This is a genomic window from Lepagella muris (assembly GCF_004793975.1).
Classification (GTDB): domain Bacteria; phylum Bacteroidota; class Bacteroidia; order Bacteroidales; family Muribaculaceae; genus Lepagella; species Lepagella muris.
Window position 1 is genome coordinate 75,162 of sequence record NZ_SRYB01000017.1, and the last position, 22,323, is coordinate 97,484.

Genomic DNA, 22,323 nt, shown 5'->3' on the forward strand with positions numbered 1-22,323 from the left:
AACATGGAGCGGTTTGCATCGCTCGACTAATCATTACATCATATATGAGAAACGTTTTTATAATAGTTTTCGCCATGTTGATAGGCGGGGTGTGCGTTAATGCACAACGTTTGGAAATAAAATCTCCTTTGAAACATGTTGGTTCGGTGCCCAAGGCTGATTTTATTAATGTCGGGACGAAAGATGGTGTGGCAAAGATAATTGTCGAATTGAACGCACCTAACGTGACAATCAGCAATCCGGATGTCGTAATAGGAGAAGTTGATCATGAAATCGGTAGATATGAGTTTTTTGCAAAGGTTGGCAATGATAAGAAGAGGAATCATGTCATAATTGATGCCGGTAGAGAGGGAAAATTGAAGCTTGATCTTCTCGCAGAACAACAGCCACTTAAAGGTGGCGAGGCATATCAGGTGATTATAGAAAGACATCATGATGCGAATGCACCACAAGGCGCGATAAAGATCAGCAGTTACCCTGCCGGAGCACAAGTGCTTGTAGATGGGGTTGAACTCGGTGTAACGTCCGATCAGCCCTTGGAAGATGTGGTCTTTGCAAATGAAGAGCACACCATATCTTTCCGTAAGCCGGGATTTCTATATACCGACACTGTCGTGAATGTCAGTGAAAATGAGACGAAGCAGATAGCTTCCTCTTTGAGAGCCGGTATGTCTAACATACGTATCCGAACAGACATGCCTGATGCAACAGCTACAATAGATGATGAATCAGTAAGTCTTCCTTACAAAGGTATTGTCGATTATGGACTGCATCAATTGACCGCCACCGCACCTTATCGTAGTGTAAATGGCAGTCAACTCAATTATTCTCCAATATCAATGATAATCACGGCAGATGATGATAATCCAAATATCAACCATTCGATACGTTTCACCGGAGCTGTCTTAATACGTGCGAAATCCGCTGTTCCGGGGCGTCGTACAAAGATATCGATTAAGCCACTTTACGATTCAGACACAACAAAATATGTTGTGGATACTCACCATGGTAAACGCGATACGAAGCATCTCTTTGATGGATTGTATGGAGATTATGAGGTGGCAGTGGAGTCGTATATGTCAGAACCGATTTATAATACTATTCATATTGGCTCTAATGAAAGCCGATCTTTCAATTATGAGCTTGAGCGTGCCGGCTATGGCAAGACCATTGTGGCATACAGGGGTTCACTGCGTGCACCTTTAGGACTTTTCGTGGCGTATCTACGTTCTGTATGGGGGCTGTATGCAGCGGGAGGCACCAATTTTGCAATAACAAAGAAACCTGACACCATGAGTAAGAATGAGCACCGAGGTGCAGAATACTATCTGTTTGGTATAAAATCATATTATGGGGCAATCGGTGGAGTATATAACCCCAACAATTGGTTTTATGTCAATCTTGGCGTAGGATATGGAGAATATGAAAGTGCAGGATATACCGTCAACAAGGATGGGGAGCAGCACGATACTCATTATGATCCTGTCGGGAAATACAGAGGCGTGGATCTTGATGCCGGCATCGGTTTCTCGGTATTTAAAAAAGTATATTTCGGATTTGGTTATAATGCTATACTTGGGAAGAAGATCACTCCTTTCTTTACCAATCTAAATATCTCAATTGGCGTGGTGATATGAAATATCTGGTCGCACTGATAATATCCTTTATTACAATTAATTTGAATCTGTCTGCACAGACCCTTGGTGCAGACGGATTCAAATTTTCAGGTATGGGTGAGGATTCCGTGTTCTGGCCTTCTGACAACAATGGCGAGAGCTCAGTCAAGATTATTGTTGATTGTAATGTAGGGAATCTGGAACTTGAGTCAGATCTCATATCCAAGACTGAGATTGTAGACGGTAAGTCGGTGATATATCTATTCCCTCCGGCTAAACCAAAGAAAACGCTCACAATCCGGCATGAGAAGTATGCTTTAACGGAAGTTTTATTATGGGACAATGACAGACCATTGCAAAGAGGTGGTGTCTATTATTTGAATGTGGTGGCGAGTAAGAATACGGCTACAGTGTTGATGGAATCACGTCCTTCAGTTGCTGAGATTAATGTTGACGGAAAGGATTTGGGACGCACTCCATGTGAGGTGGAATTGTTACCGGGTATCCATAAGATAGTTATATCGAAATATGGGTATCAGACTTTACGAAAACCATTAAAGGTTGATTCAACAGAATCACTGAAGTTGGAATTTGAGTTGTCGAGAAGTATTGCGGAACGATTGGTGACTGTACGTTTTACAGCACCGAAGGGTAGCCGGATCCTGTTTGACAAGGAATCGCTTTCGGCTCCTTATGAGAAACGCACAACTCGAGGGAAGCATGAGGTGGAATGCCTAATCAATGGCAAGCTCATGAAGAAAACTTTGGAGTGCAAATCTGACACTGTGATAAATCTTAGATAACGTCTTGGATTGGGTTCTCCGCAAAATATTAACTACAGCAAATTATTCACTTTTTCATTAACCTAAAAATATTTTTACAATGGAAACAAATGAAGCACGCCCTTGGTTTCTCAAGCGCTGGATTGTAAATCCACTCACAACAATCGACAGTAAAATTTTCGACAAACACGTCACAGGACCCTATCTCTCTTCCGGACTGGTTGTCTACTCAGCCACAATCACGTTTATCGTGGTGATGGGTATTGCTTTGATAAGCACTATCTGGGCGAAAAAAAGCACACAAGAGACAGTCCTCGGCATAGGTCTGTCCATTGTTGCACTCTACAACATTTATTGTATCGTGCAGCTTCTGCGCCAGAACTTCACCGTAATGACTGCCACAAATGTAAGGGTCTGGCGCACGCTGTATGTGCTCTTCCTGGTGGGAGCAGGAACCATAGTCGCCATTATGCTCACCAATATTGTGGTATTTGTCTTAGTGGGAGGGTTGATATTGTGGGTCGTATTCCAATTCATAAGTCCCGGATCTGGAAGTTCAGCTAAAAAGGATACGTTTGGACGAAAGACTTACAAGCTTCCCAATGGAGTGACCGTCACAGAAGAGACAGGCATACTCGGCGAAAAATCATGGCATGGAAGCGATGGTTGCAACTACGAACTCAAAGGCGACGGCAGATTCTATAAAATATAATCCTTAGGAATCTTATTCAATAAACGACAACTGACAATTGACATTAAATTGGTCACATCGTGGAAGATACCGATGGAAATGACCTGTTTGAAGAATATACTTTGCATCTGGCAGAGGAAAGGCAAAAAACTAATGATAAAGAGACGTTATGTCTTTGTTCTGCTACGTTCTAAGTCTATGTGGAAAGTGGTCGCTCCAAGCCGGGGCGACCACTTTCGTTGTGTTGTATAGGGTGATGACTGTGTCTTTTTCAGATTGCTGATTATATCCGATTCGGAGTGATGTAGGTATCGGATTTAGAGCATGACTTTGCGTACTGTGCCGTCGGCATCGCGTACTATGTTGAGTCCTTTTGTGGGTCCCTGACGGCGTACTCCCTGAAGATCGTACCATACTTGAGAGCCGTTCTCGTTGTCAATGGTTATGTCATTTACTCCGGAAGTGGTACCCCATTTGAAGTTGGCGGTCTCTTTTTCATCATCACACGTCATTATCAGGCTTTCTACGTATCCGTCAGAGGTGAATGTCCATTGGAAATTTACCGTGTCTTCTTCGTCCTTGCAAGAGTTGGGGAGATAACGTGCCGGTTTTCCGAGTACCCCTGCCATGTATGCCACATCCATCTCGTCAAGATCTGCATTATACAAGCCGTCGAATAGCATGAGTCCGCATGTATTTTCCAACATGTCGTTATATGTGAATGTGGAAACTGAGGTCTCGGTGGTGTTATCTTCCAGATCGTTTTCTACGGAAGTGACACTGATTACGGCTCCATCCTTATATTCTAATGTGATGGTTGAATTGGAGTCATCCTGACTGCGTTTCACCTCTGTCAGATGACCCTCTTTGTCGTATGCGAACGACCAGTCTTCTGTCTCGGTCTCATACGTATCCTTGCTTATTGAATAGGCAGATACGGCTACGCCATTCTCTATCTTGATGTAGATCATTATTTCGTCATCCTCATCTATTTCAGATATTGTCATGTCGTATGTGCGACCGTCGATAGTACCGCCTGTGTAGCCAAATTCTATACGTTCTGTATAAAAATTTCCATAGTTATTATCTACAGAGATGAGTTGACGGGCATCATTATAGTTGAGCACGGAATTTGCACTTGATCCATAACCTTCATCCATTGTGATTCCCGTCACAAATTTACCGGGAAAAGAGTTGCCCACATTCACCTGCGATCCATTCTGCTGGGCTGATGCCAATCCGAATCCGGCGCCCATAATAGCTACTAAAGTAAAGATTTTCTGCATAAATAATGGTTTTATATTATGATGTGAAAAGTTGAAGCTATCTAAACTTCAATGTTTGCAAAATCTATCAATGTCTTAATAATTGTTGCAAATTTACTATTTTTAATTCTCTATGTCAAGATTTTTTCAGATATTTTATTCGTTCAGCTTCTATTTTGCTTTACGGCTTTACTGCATTTAAGCTATATTGTCATTTATGAAATGGTTACAGATTCATTTTTTGAGAGATATGGTCTTAGACTTCATATCTCAAAAAATCACCTAACTTTTATATGGAAAAGTTGGATATATTTGAGGCTTTTAATAAATTTGCATAAATTTGTGTGGTATGAAAACTATTTCGCTTTCCGGTTTTAGATGTTACGACAAGATTGATATTCAGTTTGCTTCCGGATTTAATCTTATCGTAGGCGATAATGCCTCCGGCAAAACTTCTTTGCTTCGGGCAGCAAGATTTGCGCTCAGTTCTTTCTTTAGTGGATTCAGCGATGAAAATACATTGTGGCAATCCCCTGACAATGCCGACTTCCGACGTGTGGAAGTCAGTGATTATACCATTACAGAAAAACCTATCCAAATTGATTTTTCATTCTATCCGGAACTCTTTCAAGATAGTGAATATTTGCTTGGAGAAAAGTTATATATACGGAAGAATAGTCCTAAATCACGAAACATACTTGAGGGGATTAAGCCATTGAGAGACTTGGGACGTGGATTGATGAGCAATTTATACACAATTGGAGAGGAAGGGAAAATCTACACACGGACAGCTCCACTCCCACTATTTGACTCAATTTCCACAATCTATACCCATACAGCACGACCCGTAAAAGGGAATCGCTTCTTATCTCTAAAGCCTAAATGCACTTTAGGTTATAATAATGCGCTGACAGGAGGCGGATATGGTGTGCAATGGTGGCAACGTATAAAAATGCTTGCCGAGACACATCAAAGGGTTTGGGAACTGGAAGGGGTCAAAGAGTCGGTTGTCAATGCACTTGGTCCGGAAGGATGCGATATAATTTCGGAAGTGATTCCGGTAGTGTCATTAAATGAAATTTTTGTGGTATACAAGTCCGGGGAGAGGGTAACGTATGATATTCTTCCTGACGGATACTTGCGTCTGCTGGATATCGTCATTAACATTGCCTTCCGTGCATTGTTGCTAAATGGAGAGATTTATGGCAAAGACGCACCGCGCCAGACTCATGGTGTGGTGCTTATTGATGAGATAGACATGCATCTTCATCCCTCTTTACAGTCAACGGTCATAAAAGCTCTTAAACATGCTTTCCCAAAAATTCAGTTTATTGCTACCACTCATTCTCCGCTTGTAATGAGTGGAGTTGAGAATAACGATAGTGATCAAGTTCTTTTTCTAAAACATAATGATGATGGCATTGTGGCTCATACCCTTCCCACATTCGGACGCGATGTTAATTCGATTCTTCAATTGCTAAACCTCCGCACGAGAAATGCGGAAACTGAATGTGAGCTTCTCAATTTATTTGATCTCATAGAGGCTGGGAGTAATCGGGAAGCTCGCCGGATTCTCGGCAGAATGCGTGAGAAATACGGGGATTCGCTTCCTGACCTGATTGAGGCAGAGACAATGATTTCAATCAACGAATTGGATGATGAAGAGGATAATTAAGGGACAAGAGCCTTCGGAATGGACATATCATCGTCTGCAGCCACAAGCTGATTATGACTCAGCCGATGCAGAATCTAAAGAAGCGTTACGACTATCGTTGCTGCGCGACCAGGGATTTGTATGCGCCTATTGCGGGCGTAGAATCCCTTGTCGGGATTCAAAAATGGGACAAACAGATTCATACGTGCCTGAAACTTCAAAGATAGAGCATATTATTCCACAGAATGCATTTGCAGACACAGACGCCTTAGGACGTATGGATTATCATAATCTTGTGGTATGTTGTCCGGGGTCAGTAAAAAGAATCCCGGGAATATCTATTGAAAAGTCAATGCATTGCGATTCTCGTAAGAAAAATCGTATGATACATTTTTCGCCGCTCTCTTCGGATATAGAGAAAACACTTAGCTATATCACAAATACAAAAGATCCGCGTGCAGGTGCTATTATCTCATCTGACGAAACAATCATGACGGAAATTGGAGGATGCGGAGACAAGTGCTACAATAGCAATGACAATATACTCAACCTGAATCATCCTACATTACGGGAATCACGAATCAGTGTTGTCAAGGGTATTATTCAATCGATGAAAATCAGAGAGAAAAAGAATAAAGTGACGATAGAATGGTTGGAAAAGATATTGAGACAATATGAAAACAAGACCATTCCATATTCCTATGTGTCTCCACTTGATGGAACACAAAAGACATACGAGGCTTATATGGAATTCAGGGGTATCGCAATCTATTATCTGACAAAAAAAATTCGTTCGCTAAGCAAACAGAAATTGTCTTAAGACCCATCTATAAATAATGCTGTCTTGTTGTGTCGGTTATGTAATTATCTTTGTGGAGGGAAATGTATTGTGATGGATTTTTATTAATTTTGCAGATGAAGTTTTGGAGACTTCGATAGTTAAAAGAAATGGATATGTATAATTGGAAAAAGATAAAGGACTATACCGATATCCTGTTTGAGGAATTTGAGGGTATTGCGAAGATTACGATTAACCGTCCGGAGGTGTATAATGCGTTTCGTCCGCTGACGAATAAGGAGATGCTTGATGCTATGGCTATCTGTAGGGAGCGTCAGGATATACGTGTGGTGGTGTTGACCGGTGCCGGCGACAAGGCTTTCTGCAGTGGCGGCGACCAGCATGCCAAGGGGCGCGGCGGATATGTGGATGCCGATGGTGTGCCACGTCTGAATGTGCTTGAACTTCATCATGCCATACGTTCGCTACCGAAACCGGTCATTGCAATGGTCAACGGATATTCCATCGGCGGCGGCAATGTGCTGAACGTGATTTGCGACCTTTCAATCGCTTCCGATAATGCACGTTTCGGTCAGACAGGTCCGAAAGTGGGTAGCTTTGATGCCGGATTCGGTTCCTCCTATCTTGCGCGTTGCGTAGGGCAGAAGAAGGCTCGCGAGATCTGGTTCCTATGCCGTCAGTACACTGCCGAGGAGGCACTCGATATGGGTATGGTCAACAAGGTAGTGCCATTTGACAAACTTGAGGATGAGGTTGTAGACTGGTGCCGCACCATCATGATGCGTTCCCCGCTTGCCATCCGTATGATAAAGCGAGGTCTTAATGCTGAACTCGACGGACAGCGAGGTCTCATGGAATTTGCCGGAGATGCCACCCTGATGTATTATCTGATGGATGAGGCACAGGAGGGTAAGAATGCTTTTCTTGAGAAGAGAGATCCCGATTTCGAACAATTCCCTAAATTCCCCTGATCATGCGATTTGCATTCGCACCATATCTGCTGCATTTTAAGGAGCCGGGAGGCACGTCGCGCGGCGTCATGACTGAGAAACCTACGTTTCTCGTTAAGATATTCGATGAGCAGGATCCCGAACATTTCGGAATAGGGGAGGCTGCCGTTTTCCCCGGTCTGTCGCCGGAGGCAAACGGAAATTACGTGTGGAAACTCACGGAACTCCTTGCCAACGTAGCCATAGGCAAGCATACCGATCTGTCGCGCCATTCCTCCATACAGTTTGGACTTGAGCAGGCACTTCTTGACTACTCCAACGGATGCCGAGGCATATATTACCCATCCACCTTCACAGAGGGGAAGAGTGAGATCGTGATAAACGGTCTTGTATGGATGGGGGATTTCGACAAGATGATCGAGAGGATAGATGAGAAGGTGAGGGCAGGGTTCCGCTGCATAAAATTGAAAATTGGAGCCATCGACTGGGCACGAGAGGTGGAGATGATAGAGTATATCCGCCGGCGTTTCAGCCCGTCTGAACTTACCATAAGGGTGGATGCCAACGGTGGTTTCTCAATGGATAACGCGATCCCCCGTCTTAAACGTCTCGCTGACCTTGGAGTGCATTCCATCGAGCAGCCGATACCTCCGGGCAATATTCAGCTGATGGCATTCCTTTGCACAATCTCGCCGGTGCCCATCGCTCTTGATGAGGAACTGATAGGAAAGGGCACTTCCGGCGAACGTATGGCGATACTCGATTCGATACGTCCGGCATATATAATATTGAAGCCGGCACTCTGTGGAGGTTTCAGCGGTGCGGAAGACTGGATTGACCTTGCTCAGAAACGCGGTATAGGTTGGTGGGTGACGTCGGCATTGGAATCAAATGTGGGTCTTAATGCCATAGCTCAGTGGACGGCATTTATAGGTGCTAAGGGTCCGCAGGGACTGGGTACGGGTGGCGTGTTCTCGGATAATTTTGTCACTCCGATACGTCTTGAATCCGAACGATTGTCGTTTGATCCGGCAGCGGGCTTTGATTACGCGCAATTCGCGGATCTTAAATGGCATTTGTAGCTATCGGAGAGTTGGATTTCGTCGTGATATGATTTATCATGATGTATCATGTGTTATCATGATGTAACATGATGTATCATGAAGAAAAATGTGCATGATGTTAAATCTTAATGTGCATGATGTATTCATTTGAAGACTTTATTAAAGAATGGAAGAATGATGCCGATTATATTGAGGCGCATACTTCCGGGTCGACCGGGGAGCCGAAGTGCATTCGGCTCTCCAAGTCTTTTGTGGCAGATAGTGCGCGGCGCACTATCCGCTATTTCTCCATATCTGCCGAGAGTCATATCCATTCGTGTGTGGCACCGGATTTTATCGGAGGTAAGATGATGGGGGTGCGTGCGGTGTTGGCAGGCTGCCGTCTGACTTGGGAAATTCCATCCAACCGTCCTCTTGGCGCATTCAGTCCGCACGACGAGCTTGATCTTGTGGCGATAGTGCCCTCGCAGATGCTTCATATCCTTGACCATGCAGATGAAATGCCGAAAGTCAGGGCGTATATTATCGGAGGTTCGCCTATCAATGCAGCATTGAGAGGGAGAATTGAACGTTCTGGACTCAATGCCTACGAGACCTACGGCATGACCGAAACCGCATCTCACATAGCCCTGCGGCACATTGTCGCAGGTAATGAATGGTTTTCTACCCTTGATGGAATCTCAGTATCCCTTGATGAACGAGGATGCCTTGTGATAGAATATGCCGGTGGTGAACGTTTTGTGACGAATGATCTCGCCACATTGCAGTCGCCTTACAGCTTCAGGATAGAGGGGCGTTACGACCACGTGATCATAACGGGCGGCAAGAAGTTGAATCCGGTGGAGGTTGAGAGGAGATTGTCGTCGTTGATAGATAGTGAGTTTATGGTCACTTCGGTTCCGGATGAGAAATGGGGCAACCGTGTTGTACTGCTCATGGAGAGGAGCGATGACATAGAGGATTATGATGAAGGCGTCATGCTGTCGAAGATGAGGGAGGTGTTGCCGCCATGGCAGATGCCAAAGGAGATACGTATTGTCGAGTCATTACCACGCACACCAAACGGAAAATTGAAACGTTAGGGGATAGGAAAATTTAATAAATTCCGTATAAATAAATTATTTCGGCGAAAAAGTATAAAAAAACTTTTTATGTTACAAAAAAATGTTATAAATTTGTGTTCTGAAACATATAAAATAGTTAGAGTGTCGCTATTCACCTTATAACCAGCGAGATCGATAGAGAGCTTGTTCAGGCCGTCAGCACACCTATACCATAATCATTTTTCGAACCGTAATGCTAAAGAAGAGTACTCTTGTGCAGATTATAAGTGAAGATTTATCCGAATTATGGAATATCCTCTCACCGGAGGAGAAGCGAATAGTCACGGATAATTTCACCATTCTTCATTATAAGAAAGGACAGATCATATATGCGGAGCACGAAGAGCCGGAAAACCTATGGTGCCTTCTGAAAGGAAAGGTTAAGATGTATAAAAGCGGGATTGGCGATCGTGTCCAGATTCTGCGTCTATACCGGCCTGTGCAGTATTTCGGCTACAGGGCATATTTTGCCAGAGAAAATTATGTCTCCTCCTGTGCTGCTTTTGAGGCTTCAGTCCTCGGCTGTATCCCCATGCATATAGTTGAGTCGATGATACGTAAGAACAATGACCTTGCCATGTTCTTTATTCATGAGTTGTCAAGGAATCTTGGTGGTTCAGACACGAAGATTGTGAATCTCACTCAGAAGCATATCCGTGGACGTCTTGCTGAGGCTCTTCTGATGCTTGCCGATAATTACGGTCTTGAGGATGATGATGCCACCTTGAAGATCTACATGAGTCGTGAGGATCTGGCAAATCTGTCGAACATGACTACCTCCAATGCCATCCGCACGCTCACGGCGTTTATGAATGAGAAACTGATACTCGTCGACGGGCGACGCATCAAGCTTCTCAACGAGTCGCAACTCCGCAAGATCTCAAAATTCGGCTGACATATCCGGCTGATATATCCGACAATACACAATACCCATACACAATACACATACCCAATATCCGACAAAATACAAATTCCGGATTCAATATTGAAGTTGACGATATTGAATCCGGAATTTGTTGTCAATGGAATCCTAATTCGGATTTATTTCTTCTTTCTGCCACGTTTTGCCGGGGCTGCCTTCTCCTCTTTTGCCGGCTTACGACCTCTTTTCTTGGTCTCTTCGGCGGGAGCCTCCACGTCGTCCTTCTCTGCGATCTCAAGAAGTTCCTCTTTGGGAGCGTTGTTGGAGTCGTCGGAGTTGAGGATATTATTACGTAGGGTGGCAACTTCCTTGTTGAGCTGGTTGATTTCCTGCGACTGGTTGCGGATCGTCAGAAGTAGAGAGTTAAGCTCCTCATTGTCGATTGACTCAGGATACTGCTCTTCGACACGCACGAGGAAGTCGGCAAGCACGTTCATATAATTGGTGAACGCAGCAAACGGAGAATCATACGGGCTGAAAGCGGCGTGGCTTGCGCCGTCAGCCATATTCTTCGTGCTCATATAGTAGAAATGGTCGCTGCTCTGGAGATATTCCCAATCCTGTTTCAGACGGCGGTCCTGGCAAAGATTGACGCGTTCTGCCACGGCATATAGTTTGCCGAGAGCCTCATTCTGAAGCTCATTACCTTTCCATGCCGATACGTCGCGAGCCTCGTCAATATCAGAGATGGGGAACGGCACGGAAATCTCGCCTACCGGTTTCAGTTTTGCAACCACGTCGGAAGGAGTGGTAAACATCACGCCTTTCTCCTTTCCGAAGCGAGGGAGAGCCTTCATGAAATCGAAGATGCCTGTCTCTCTCGGCAGGAATGAGCCGAAAGTATCCATGCTCAGATACAGGTTGACCACCTGCTCCTCATTCGGGAGAGAAGCGATCCAGTCAACATATTTGTCGGCAGTCAGAGGATACTCATCCCAGGCAGTGTTGTTGAAATTCCTGGAAATGTCTTCAGCGAGCTTATCGTTGGTGAGAAGGAGTTTCACGTCGGGTGCGGTAGCGGCGGAGTAGATATAGTCAGGCGACTTCCAACCGAGAATATGCTTTGCTCCTTCAGTGAGGGTTGTCTTGAATCCCATTGCCCCGATAAGGCAAGCGATGTCGTCGTCGTAGATAAGCTCAGTGTTGGCGAATACGGAAGGCTTCACTCCGAACAGACGCTGGATAAGGTTGTCATGCTCTTTCACCTCACGCATGAACTCCTCCGGATCCTCAAGCGAAGCGAGGCTATGGGAATATGTCCCGCTGAGGAATTCCACGCATCCCGTGTCGGCGAGTTTCTTCAACAGGTCGATAAATTCCGGCACGTATAGCTGGAACTGCTCGATGGCGGTGCCGGATATGGAGAGGGAGCATTTGAAAGAGCGGTTACTGTCGTTGATCATCTGGAGGAGAGTCTCCGCCATGGGTATATAGCTTGATTCGGCAAGACGCGTGATAATCTCATCATTAGCGAAATCATCATAATAGTAGTGGTCGTTGCCTATGTCGAAGAATCTGTAGCGTTTCAGTCTGAAAGGCTGATGAATCTTAAAATAGAAACAAACTGATTTCATTATCTTGATTTTTTTATATTCTGATGTTATCGGAGAGTGGATAAATTATTTTCGGGCGTCGATCACCTTCTTGTAAATATCGATCACCTTCTTTCCTGCCTTTTCCCAAGTGATGTTGTGTATCTCCTCGATGCCACGGTCTCGCAGGGTGTTGTATAGAGCCTTGTTGGTGATGATAGAGTGCATTGCGTCTGCCATAGCATCTACGTCCCAATAGTCGGTCTTTATCACGTTGTCAAGGATTTCAGCACAACCGCTCTGCTTTGAAATGATAGATGGCACGCCCATCTCCATGGCTTCAAGCGGGGATATTCCGAATGGTTCCGACACGGAGGGCATCACATAGACGTCGGAGTCGCGGAACATCTGGTATACCTCTTTCCCGCGAAGGAATCCTGTGAAGTGGAATCTGTCGGCGATTCCGTGTTTGGCAGCAAGACGGATCATAGCTTCCTCCATGTCGCCGCCGCCTGCCATGACAAAGCGCACGTTACGGTTCTTGTTGAGCACCTTGGCGGCAGCCTCCACGAAATATTCCGGACCTTTCTGCATCGTGATACGCCCGAGGAAAGTGATCACCTTATCCTTCGAAGTGGTGCGTTTCAGGTTGAGCAGCTCATCGCTCAAGGGGATCACGGCATTATGCACGGTAGTGACCTTCGCCGGGTCAATGCCATATTTCTCGATGACGGTGTTGCGGGTCAGGTTTGACACCGTGATGATATGGTCGGCATTATTCATGCCATCCTTCTCGATTGCGAACACCGTCGGGTTTGGCTTCCCTCTCGAGCGGTCGAATTCGGAAGCGTGCACATGGATTACGAGTGGCTTGCCGGTGACGTTCTTGGCATGTATCCCTGCAGGATAAGTCAGCCAGTCGTGGGAATGTATCACGTCGCACGGCACGGTTCTTGCAATGACACCTGCCACTATAGAATAATTGTTGATCTCCTCGACCAGATTGGATGGATATTTTCCGGAAAACTCGATGCATCCCAGGTCGTTGAGACGCATATAGTTGAAGTCGGCGTAAATATGGTCTCGCAGATTGAAATAAGTCTGCGGGTCCATTACCTTCCCGATTCTGGTATTGACATAATCCCAAGACACGTCGCGCCATGCGACCGGAGTGTTGCCCGCTCCAATGATGTTGGCAAAGCCGCGTTCCTCATCACCCCAAGGCTTCGGAATCACGAAAGTGATGTCCATATCGCCATTGTTGTGCATGCCTTTAGTCAGACCGTAGCTTGCTGTGCCGAGACCGCCGAGGATATGCGGAGGGAATTCCCATCCGAACATTAAAGCCTTCATTTCGATTCTTCGGTTTCTAAGGTTTGTAGTTTATTTAATTCTTTTACGTTTTTAAGTGTACGGAGAATCTCGCCGACATTTTTTGCCGTGCTGACTGCACCGCGTCCGGTATAGGGAGGATTGCCGTCATACAGCTCGGAAAGCGAACCGATGCATCCTTCCGTCATCTCATCCTCATATCCGATGAGCATTCTTTCGATAAATCCGACGCCGCTCACACCAAACACCTTGAAATAAGCATCGGCGTAGAATCCGAACAGCCATGGGCGTGCCGGACCCTGATGCACGGCATACTCACGCTGTATCGGGTCGCCCACGTAGACCGGACGGTAGGCATAGCTCTTCGGGCTAAGCGAGCGCAGACCCTTTGGCGTCAGCAGCTCGCGAGTGATGAGGTCGAGCACTTTCTTACGCTGGCGGCGGTCAAGCGGGGAATATTCCATACCGATGGCAATCGCCATGTTGGGGCGCACCTCAAGGTCGGTGTAAGTGCCGTTGACGTAATCGTAGAGATAGCCGTAGTCGTTGAGGAAAGTGGCTACGAAAGATTCCTTCACTTTCTCTGCAAGACCGTTGATCTCGTCAACGTAGTCTACAGATGCAGCGTCGCCGTCGTATAAGGAGATGAGGAAGCGGAGCGCGTTATACCATAGGGCGTTAAATTCAAGGATATATCCTGTGCGAGGAATAATCGGGCGCCCGTTGATTGAAGCCGACAGCCATGTCACCGGCGAATCGATGCCGTTGGATGTCAACAGCCCGTTCTGGTCGAGTTGCAGGTTGTTAACCTTTCCGTTGCGTATAGCCTCAACAATGTAGCGCACGTTCTCGCCATATTTCTCACGACATTCGCGTGAGGAAGTGGCGCGCCGGTATTGCTGTATCGCCCATATTGTCCATAGGGGGATATCCGGCAGGTCAATTTCGCCGATAGTCCTATCCTTTATGCCGTCGTTCAGCAGATGAGAAAGGGCATTAAGGAAAGTCTCCATAATCAGTTCGAAATCCTCTTTATGGTCAATAGCCAGCGTACATCCGGGGAGAGCCATGAGCTCGTCGCGGGCACGCACGTTATACCAAGGATACCCTGCCATGATATACATCCCGCTCTTGTTTTTCAGATAGAACTGCTTTGCGGAATTTTTCAGACAGTTGTAGAAACTTGTGCGGCATGTCCTGCTCGTCAGCTCATTCTCGTATGTCTCGATAAACGTGTCGGGGTCTGCCTCAAAAGTGGACGCGGAGAATATGATTGATTCCCCCTTGCTGATGGGGAGCTCGAAATATCCCGGCACCCACAGGTCTTCCTTGTAGGGGATTCCACGGTCACGGTCCTTGTAATACTCCACGCCGTTATACCAATGCCCGTCGGCGACCCATTCGGGCTGCTTGGAGAATTGCATGAAGAGATTCGGGTAGCCTGCATATAGGCATGTAGATATTCCGTTCTTCACCGGATTTGTTGCCGTATTGATTGCTCCGTTCTGTACGCACAGGTCGTTGGCGTTTCGGAATGCAAGGAATGGACGGAACTGCAGTTTTGTAGGGGAGTGAGCCTCCACGAGAGTGTACTTTATAAGGATTCTGTTCTCATGAGAGATGAAAACTTTCTCCTTGGTAAGAATAACTCCCCCCACACGGTAGGTCACTGTCGGGACAGATTCGCAGTCAAACTGGCGGATATACTTGTGTCCGTTAGGGCTGAACACGCCTTCGCCATATTGATGCAGTCCGAGATTGAAAGGTGCGCCATGCTGGATTACGGTTTCATCGAGCGATGAAAGCAGCACGTGAGCCTTGTCGTCCATCTCCGGTATCGGAATAACAAGTAGTCCATGCTGCTTGCGGGTGTTGCATCCCACAATTGTAGTGCAATGGTAAGCACCCGATTTGTTGGTGCGGAGCATCTCTTTCGGAAGGCTCTGCTCCAGGTTGATCATCAGGTTCTTGTCAAATTTCAGATAGCTCATAGGAATTTATATCTGTATTTAAGGTATTTTTGAGTCTATGGTTATGTAAGGAGAGCGTCTGTGGTTGTCATCTTTGAGGAGACAGGTTTGTAGTAGAAATACGGATATGCGTCATAAAACCCATACATGGAAAATTCTGACGGCAAAGATGCAACATTTTTCCAAGAAAATCAAATAATTTGTTGATAAAAATCCCGAATTATGCTAAATAACAGATATAATCATGGCAAATGTGTAAAAAAAAAGCTACACATACGGATAAAATTGTAGTGTAGCCCTATTTTTGAAGAATTAAATATTGCCGGAGGAGGTGGTGGGGTTGCCGTCTAAATTGATAAACTTTTTGTTGGAATCGACGATCGCTTGTTCTTTGTTGGAGTCTTCCGGCAGGTCAATGTCAGCTATCAGTATATTATTGAGTGAAGAATATGCTTCGTTGAGCCACTTGTCGATTTTCAGGAGTATCCCGGAATATACGATTGCGAATCGGTGGATGAAGTCGTGTCCTCCTACGTGGTCAAGCCGCGACAGCAATTCTCCTACCGAAAGCTTGCCGGTCTCCGTGGCTGGTGCGATTCCTGTCTTGTCATTGGGGAGTACTATATAATTCGTGAGTCCCGCCTTATTGAGGCGTTCGCAGATGCGGCTTACTATCCTGAGCGGAATGTCATAGTAGAAGCTGAGTTGCTGTGGGGTCAGGGGCGTTTTCCCTTTGCGGAACCGTCCCACGATTGCAGCTGTCAGAATGATCGAGACTTTCCTTGAATAGTTGATCGACATCCCTGACATATCGTCGATAAAATTAAATGCGAATACGTTCTGTAGCGAGTATGTGAGCACGCAACCCGCGAGGAGTATAAGCCATGACAGCTGTAGCCAGATAAGCAGCAACGGGAGGAACGAGAAAGAACCATATATTGCATTGTACTTAGCCACGTACAACTGACCGTTGACGAAAAGCATCTGTAGGATTTGGAATCCTACGGCACATATTGCGCCTGCGATGGCTGCATATTTGAACTGCACCTTGGTGTTGGGTATCAGGAAAAACGATAGGGTGAAGGCTATCGCAGCGAGGAAGAAAGGGGCGGCTTCAAGCGCGATGTTGACGAATGGGGTCAGAAACGCCAGATGGGTGTTGTCCTGTATGGTTGCCGACATGAATATGGATACACCCGATGAGCAAATCATCAGCACCGGCACCATGAGGCATATCGCGATATAGTCGGTTACTTTCTGATATAGGGATCGGGGATGCTTGACGTCCCACACCTGATTGAACGCGTCCTCTATATAAGATAGGAGGGAGATGAGGGTCCACAATAAGAATATGATGCCGATTCCCACGAATATTCCTTGAGATGCCTCTTTAAGATAGGAATCTACAAAATTCAGGGCAAACGTTATGCCTTGCTTCTGGGCTGGGAAGCTCTTGAACAGTTGCTCCTCAAGAAGATTCTGGAATCCGAATCCCCTGCCTATCGCGAATATTAGAGCGAGAGCCGGCACGATTGCCAACACGGTGGAATACGTCAGCGACATTGATTTAGTCTGAAGATCTCTGTCGAGAAATGATCTCACAGAGAGATTCGCCACTTTTAGCAGGCGTATTCCAGTAGTGTCGCGAGTCTCTTGCCATACGCCTTTCCAGCAATAGTTTATTATCTCGGATGTCTTGTTGATTATCCTTGTTATCAGTGAATCCTTTTTGTCTGCCATGTGGAATTTTTTATTTCGGTTATCGGAGTCATTTAAACTTATCTCAATGAAGTCATTTAAACTTATTTCACTTATAAAAATGCAGAAAAGATGACAATTGTTCAAAAAAACCGGAGAACACCTATTGGCATTCTCCGGAAATGGCGGCAGAAATGATATAAGCCGGGTTATGTGCCGTCTGTCATAAAGAGAAGACGGTGCCTGTCATTTATCTACTCCACGCGGTTGCCCGCGGGCTCAAGCAGCCTACCCCCCGGCAATGGACGGGCAGCCCTTGACTGCCGGTGTATTTGGCCTTGCAACCCATGGGATGTGCGGCCTCCTGTGTCGCCACAGGAGCCGGTGGGCTCTTACCCCGCCTTTTCACCCTTACCTCCTGAGAGGCGGTCGTTTTCTGTCACTTATCCCCGACGTCGCCGTCGGCTTCCCGTTAGGAAACATGGTGCCCGATGTTGCCCGGACTTTCCTCTTGGAGGCTCTCCTCCAAGCGACAGACCTCATTTCTGCCTAATATGTCGTTAATACAAGATTCCGTTTGCTGGCTATCATGTCGTTAATTCCTTCCGGAATGAGGGCATGAGCCTTATCCTTGCGAAGCCGATTATCAGGTCGGCTGCCATATCCTCCTGGATGCCTGAGGCATCGATGGTCAGATGATAGTTGGATGCCTTTCCCCATTCGCGTCCGGTGTAGAAATTGTAGTAGCTTTCACGTTCGCGATCTCTACGCTTTGCCAGCTCCATAGCCGATGCCTTGTCGGCGGCGTCGCCTCTTTTCACTATGTCGGCGGCACGCAACTCTATAGGGGCATGTAGAAATACGCTCACCAACCCCGGATGGTGCCGCATGATATAGTCGGCGGTTCGCCCCACGATCACGCATCCCTCATCCTTGCATATCCCCTTTATCACTCGGCTCTGTGCCTGATAGAGGCTTTCCCCACAGATAGATGTATCATGGAAGTTGTCGGCGATTCCATATATTCCCTGAAGAAGGGTATGGAGCGTAGATGGCTTCCTCTCGTCGTGCTTGTCAAACAGTTTTTGGCTGAACCCGAGACTTTCCGCCGCCTTTGCGAGAAGCTCCTTGTCGTAGTACCGGAAACCGGTCTTCTCCGCCACGAGCCTGCCTATGCGTCGTCCGCCGCTCCCGAATTGCCGTCCGATCACGATGATGGTGCCTGCCGGGAGTGGATGTCGGCTATGGTTCTCTATGTTTTTTTCTGTCTGCATACACGGATTTTGTCATATATTGTCTCCATAAAAGATGGGAACAACCCTGTTTTTCTTCTGCAAAATTAATAAATCGGATTAAGATGGAAAAAAATCTTGGGTTTAATTTAGCTAATTGAGTAAAATTATTTACTTTTGCGTTTCCAAAACTAATCAAATTATGTTTTCAATGTCATTTGCCGACTTCTCCGGGCAGTGGCAAAACGTGAAAAAAAAGAAATCATGAATCCAATATTAAAGAACCTGGAGAACGATCCGGATGGAATGTCGACGTATGAGTATATTGTCAACAATGTGGATACTGTTGCCGACGATATGCCCGGTCTTATAGAGATTTTAAAGAAGGTGGATCATACCGGTCAGTTTCTGTCGAGCACGGCGCGATTCCTCAATGCCGTCGACAAGGAATCGTTCTCTCCGTGGATCTCTCCGCTTATAGAGGCAGCTATAGTAAAAGATCGGGAACGTCGCTACATAGGGTCGTTGCTTGAGGCGATATGGGGCGCCGATTATAAGGCGCGTGCAACCGAACTTATCGCTGAAGACGACAATTTCCGTAGGATATACAAGAGGATATATCCTAATCAGGCAAGCGAGACGTTGCGACATAACATCTGATGCCGTCATTGCCGGCAATCATGCAACCTTATAAGAAACTGAATGAAAAAGATATTCACCGTGGTGGCAGCATTAATTTTCTGTGTGGCCACCGCATGTTCGCAGACAAGAATGAATAATACTAATGAAGAAGTGCCCGACAGCGTGTTGGCAGACCGCAATGACGCGCTCGTGGAGCTTAAGACCACAATGGGCGATATAACAGTCGAACTGTATAACGACACTCCGTTGCACCGCGACAATTTCCTGAAGCTTGTAGGCGAGGGTGTCTATGACGGCGTGCTGTTTCATCGTGTAATTGATGAGTTTATGGTGCAGACGGGTGATCCGGAATCAAAGGATGCAAAGCCCGGTGCTCGTCTCGGGTCGGGCGACCTTGGCTATACGGTGGAGGCGGAGATAGTATATCCTAAGCATTACCACAAGTATGGAGCCTTGGCTGCGGCCCGCACCGGCGACGCCATGAATCCGGAGAAGCGTTCGTCAGGCTCTCAGTTCTATATCGTGACCGGCACCAAGATGAGTGAGCGGCAGTTTGAAATGATGATGGAGCGTAAGCGTGGCAAAGAGATGCAGGACTATTTCCAGAAACTTGCTCTCCAGCATCGCGACAGCATCATGGCTCTTCAGAATGCCGGCGACAACGAGAAGCTGGAGGCACTGCGCCAGCAGCTTATAAAGGAGACGGAGGATAACGTGGCTCATGAGGAATTGCCGGCAGAGATGAAGGCTGACTATTCCAGAGTGGGTGGCACCCCGCACCTTGACGGCGGCTATACCGTTTTCGGGCAAGTGGTCAAAGGGATGGACGTGGTCGAGAAGATACAAAAAGTGGAGACTGACCCGTCTGATCGCCCGAAGGAGGATATAAGGATAATATCCGCCAAAGTTTTAAAAAAGAATAATTAATAAATTAAGGTGCGTTAAAATTTGCCGATTGAGATATATTTGTTAATTTTGACGCATAAATAAGCAACCAAGACGGTCGGGAGCATTCTGCACGAAGCGGAGGATGCCTGACCCGAACAAAATCTACCTGTCAGCTATGAATGAGCTTGATAAGCTGTCTCCATCGGGAGACGACCTGAATCGTGTAGACGCTGAGGCAATTGCCGAAGCAGCGTCAGAAGCATGCGAATGCGCAGAACGTGACAACGTTTGCGCCGAAGAAACATCTCCCTCTCTCGACATCGCAGCCGTCGCCGACCAGGCGGAGGGTGAGAAGGAAGAGCCCGTGCGCAACTACCACTCCATGACAAAAGAGGAGATGGTGGATGCCCTCAAAGAGATTGTCGCTGCCGGCGACATGGAGGCACACAAGGATGTGGCGGCATTGAAGCAGGCCTTCTATATTCTCCACAACAAGCAGCTTGCCGAAGAGCTTGATGCTTTTGTGTCTGCCGGAAATTCTCCGGAGACATTCTCTGCCACTCCCGATGAGAATGAGGCTGTGTTTAAGACGCTCCTTGCCGATTTCCGTGAGAAGAGGAATGCATTTCTTGAGGAGAAAGAGGAGGCACGTCGTAAAAATCTTGAGGAGAAAAACAGAATCATAGAGGAGCTTAAGACTCTTGCCGAAGATATCGACAATATCAACGTGCATTTCCCCAAGTTCCAGCAGCTGCAGCAGGATTTCAAGGCTGTCGGTGAGGTGCCTGCTGGTGCTGACAACGATATCTGGAAAGCATATCAGAGCGTGGTAGAGCTGTTCTATGATCGTCTGAAGATGAATAAGGAGCTGCGCGACCTTGATTTCAAGAAGAATCTTGAACTGAAAAACGCCCTCATAGAGAAAGCCAGGGAACTGACCGAGGAGCCGGATCCGATCGATGCCTTCAAGCGCCTTCAGACTCTACATGAGCAGTGGCGCGAGATTGGTCCGGTTGCATGTGAGATAAGGGAGGAGATTTGGAGCCAGTTTAAGGAGCTGTCCACTATCATCAACAAGCGTCATCAGGACTTCTTCCAGGCTCGCAAGGCTTCCGAGCAGGCAAATGAGGATGCCAAGACAGCTCTTTGCGAAAAGGCTGAGGCTGTGGATATGGCTTCCCTCAAGAGCTTCGCCGACTGGGATAAGGTGACTAAGGAGATAATCGAGATGCAGGCAGAGTGGAAGGGTGTAGGCTACGCTTCCAAGAAGATGAACACTCTTCTCTTCAACAGATTCAGAAAGGCTTGTGATGATTTCTTCACAGCGAAGGCTGAATATTTCAAGAAGACCAAGGAGGAGTTCAGGGATAACCTCGCCAAGAAGGAGGCTCTTTGCGAGAAGGCGGAGGCTCTTAAAGACCGCTACGAGGATCGTGCCGCCTACGATGAGATGGTGGCTCTCCAGAAGGAATGGCGTACTGTCGGCGTCGTGCGCCGCAAGCAGGGCGACGAGGTGTGGAAACGCTTCTGTGCTGCGGTGGATGCTTTCCATGATGCACGTAAGAAGCTTCTCAACGGCAGACGTGATGAGGAGACCGAGAACCTGAAGGCTAAGAAAGCCGTGATTGAGAAACTGAGTGCCATCTCCGAGGAGGCTGAGCGCAAGGACGTGATCGGAACTATCCGTGAGCTTCAGGCTGAATGGCAGAAAATCGGACACGTGCCCTTCAAGCAGAAGGATGCCATCAATGCCGAATATCGTGAGCAACTCGACCGTCTTTACGGTGCGTTTGACCTGCGCGAATCCCGTCAGCGCATGCGTCGCTTTGAAGGCGAGGTCAAGAAGATGGAGGGCGACGGCAATAAGCTCGGTAAGGAGCGCGACCGTCTTGTCAGAGCTATGGAGGCACGTCAGGCAGAGCTGAAGACAATAGAGAACAACCTCGGATTCTTCAACATCAAATCTTCGGCAGGTAATTCCCTCCTGAAGGATATGGAGCGCAAGATTCAGAAGATCAAGGAGGATATAAGCCAGATCAAGGAGAAGATAGCTCTTCTTGACAAGAAGGAGAAATCTTCCGAGGCTGAATGAAGATTGCAGAAGAATGCGTAATATGTGACTTATAATCGGATTATTGGGACGACATCACGCCATGCGGTGTCGTCCTAATTTTATAAGAGCA

18 protein-coding genes and 1 other RNA gene are annotated in these 22,323 nt (G+C 46.7%); 12 read left to right on the forward strand and 7 right to left on the reverse strand.

From position 1 onward, the window contains the following. Window positions 1-44: 44 nt before the first annotated feature. The 3 genes from E5331_RS12005 (at window position 45) to E5331_RS12015 (ending at window position 3,110) form a co-directional block, all read left to right on the forward strand. Window positions 45-1,637, forward strand: coding sequence for a PEGA domain-containing protein (locus E5331_RS12005; protein ID WP_123482327.1), 1,593 nt, complete (start codon window positions 45-47; stop codon window positions 1,635-1,637). Beyond that, complete coding sequence (locus E5331_RS12010; RefSeq protein ID WP_123482326.1) at window positions 1,634-2,419, forward strand: PEGA domain-containing protein; 786 nt, start codon at window positions 1,634-1,636, stop codon at window positions 2,417-2,419. The genes E5331_RS12005 and E5331_RS12010 overlap by 4 nt, the downstream gene beginning before the upstream one ends. Before the next feature lie 79 nt (window positions 2,420-2,498). Beyond that, window positions 2,499-3,110 (forward strand): hypothetical protein, encoded by a 612-nt coding sequence (locus tag E5331_RS12015; protein ID WP_123482325.1) that lies wholly within the window; start codon window positions 2,499-2,501, stop codon window positions 3,108-3,110. A 296-nt stretch (window positions 3,111-3,406) separates the two neighbouring features. Here the strand turns inward: E5331_RS12015 and E5331_RS12020 are convergent, their stop codons facing one another. Further along, on the reverse strand, window positions 3,407-4,375 hold the full coding sequence (locus E5331_RS12020; protein WP_123482324.1) for a DUF4595 domain-containing protein: 969 nt from the start codon (window positions 4,373-4,375) through the stop codon (window positions 3,407-3,409). Between the two features lie 328 nt (window positions 4,376-4,703). Here E5331_RS12020 and E5331_RS12025 point away from each other — a divergent pair, with 328 nt between their 5' ends. The 6 genes from E5331_RS12025 (at window position 4,704) to E5331_RS12050 (ending at window position 10,819) form a co-directional block, all read left to right on the forward strand. Then, window positions 4,704-6,029, forward strand: coding sequence for an AAA family ATPase (locus E5331_RS12025; RefSeq protein WP_123482323.1), 1,326 nt, complete (start codon window positions 4,704-4,706; stop codon window positions 6,027-6,029). Next, window positions 6,010-6,828: an HNH endonuclease family protein gene (locus E5331_RS12030; RefSeq protein WP_135984974.1), complete on the forward strand. Its 819-nt coding sequence runs from the start codon at window positions 6,010-6,012 to the stop codon at window positions 6,826-6,828. The genes E5331_RS12025 and E5331_RS12030 overlap by 20 nt, the downstream gene beginning before the upstream one ends. 128 nt (window positions 6,829-6,956) lie before the next feature. Then, entirely contained in the window at window positions 6,957-7,778 is an 822-nt protein-coding gene (menB, locus tag E5331_RS12035) for a 1,4-dihydroxy-2-naphthoyl-CoA synthase (protein WP_123482321.1), read from the forward strand. 2 nt (window positions 7,779-7,780) lie between these two features. After that, window positions 7,781-8,839: an o-succinylbenzoate synthase gene (locus tag E5331_RS12040; RefSeq protein ID WP_123482320.1), complete on the forward strand. Its 1,059-nt coding sequence runs from the start codon at window positions 7,781-7,783 to the stop codon at window positions 8,837-8,839. A 116-nt stretch (window positions 8,840-8,955) separates the two neighbouring features. Continuing rightward, window positions 8,956-9,903: an AMP-binding protein gene (locus tag E5331_RS12045; protein WP_168355220.1), complete on the forward strand. Its 948-nt coding sequence runs from the start codon at window positions 8,956-8,958 to the stop codon at window positions 9,901-9,903. A 214-nt stretch (window positions 9,904-10,117) separates the two neighbouring features. Then, window positions 10,118-10,819 carry a Crp/Fnr family transcriptional regulator gene (locus E5331_RS12050; RefSeq protein WP_123482318.1) on the forward strand — a complete coding sequence of 234 codons (702 nt, stop codon included), beginning with the start codon at window positions 10,118-10,120 and terminating at the stop codon, window positions 10,817-10,819. Between the two features lie 146 nt (window positions 10,820-10,965). Here E5331_RS12050 and E5331_RS12055 read toward each other — a convergent pair whose 3' ends face one another. From E5331_RS12055 to E5331_RS12080, 6 genes are all read right to left on the reverse strand, one after another. Continuing rightward, complete coding sequence (locus E5331_RS12055; protein WP_123482317.1) at window positions 10,966-12,420, reverse strand: glycoside hydrolase family 57 protein; 1,455 nt, start codon at window positions 12,418-12,420, stop codon at window positions 10,966-10,968. Between the two features lie 45 nt (window positions 12,421-12,465). After that, window positions 12,466-13,731, reverse strand: a complete 1,266-nt coding sequence (locus E5331_RS12060) for a glycosyltransferase (protein WP_135984976.1) — start codon at window positions 13,729-13,731, stop codon at window positions 12,466-12,468. Continuing rightward, window positions 13,728-15,701, reverse strand: coding sequence for a glycogen debranching enzyme N-terminal domain-containing protein (locus tag E5331_RS12065; protein ID WP_123482315.1), 1,974 nt, complete (start codon window positions 15,699-15,701; stop codon window positions 13,728-13,730). Before E5331_RS12065 ends, E5331_RS12060 begins: the two co-directional genes overlap by 4 nt. A 291-nt stretch (window positions 15,702-15,992) precedes the next feature. Next, complete coding sequence (locus E5331_RS12070) at window positions 15,993-17,420, reverse strand: YihY/virulence factor BrkB family protein (RefSeq protein WP_123482314.1); 1,428 nt, start codon at window positions 17,418-17,420, stop codon at window positions 15,993-15,995. Window positions 17,421-17,562: 142 nt separating this feature from the next. Next, window positions 17,563-17,927, reverse strand: an RNA gene (rnpB, locus tag E5331_RS12075) — RNase P RNA component class A. Window positions 17,928-17,965: 38 nt separating this feature from the next. Beyond that, window positions 17,966-18,652 carry a cytidylate kinase-like family protein gene (locus E5331_RS12080; protein ID WP_123482313.1) on the reverse strand — a complete coding sequence of 229 codons (687 nt, stop codon included), beginning with the start codon at window positions 18,650-18,652 and terminating at the stop codon, window positions 17,966-17,968. Window positions 18,653-18,874: 222 nt separating this feature from the next. Here E5331_RS12080 and E5331_RS12085 point away from each other — a divergent pair, with 222 nt between their 5' ends. The 3 genes from E5331_RS12085 (at window position 18,875) to E5331_RS12095 (ending at window position 22,232) form a co-directional block, all read left to right on the forward strand. Next, window positions 18,875-19,270, forward strand: coding sequence for a hypothetical protein (locus E5331_RS12085; protein WP_123482312.1), 396 nt, complete (start codon window positions 18,875-18,877; stop codon window positions 19,268-19,270). 42 nt (window positions 19,271-19,312) lie between these two features. Beyond that, on the forward strand, window positions 19,313-20,179 hold the full coding sequence (locus E5331_RS12090) for a peptidylprolyl isomerase (protein ID WP_123482311.1): 867 nt from the start codon (window positions 19,313-19,315) through the stop codon (window positions 20,177-20,179). Window positions 20,180-20,282: 103 nt separating this feature from the next. Beyond that, window positions 20,283-22,232, forward strand: coding sequence for a DUF349 domain-containing protein (locus tag E5331_RS12095; protein WP_123482310.1), 1,950 nt, complete (start codon window positions 20,283-20,285; stop codon window positions 22,230-22,232). Window positions 22,233-22,323 lie beyond the last annotated feature (91 nt).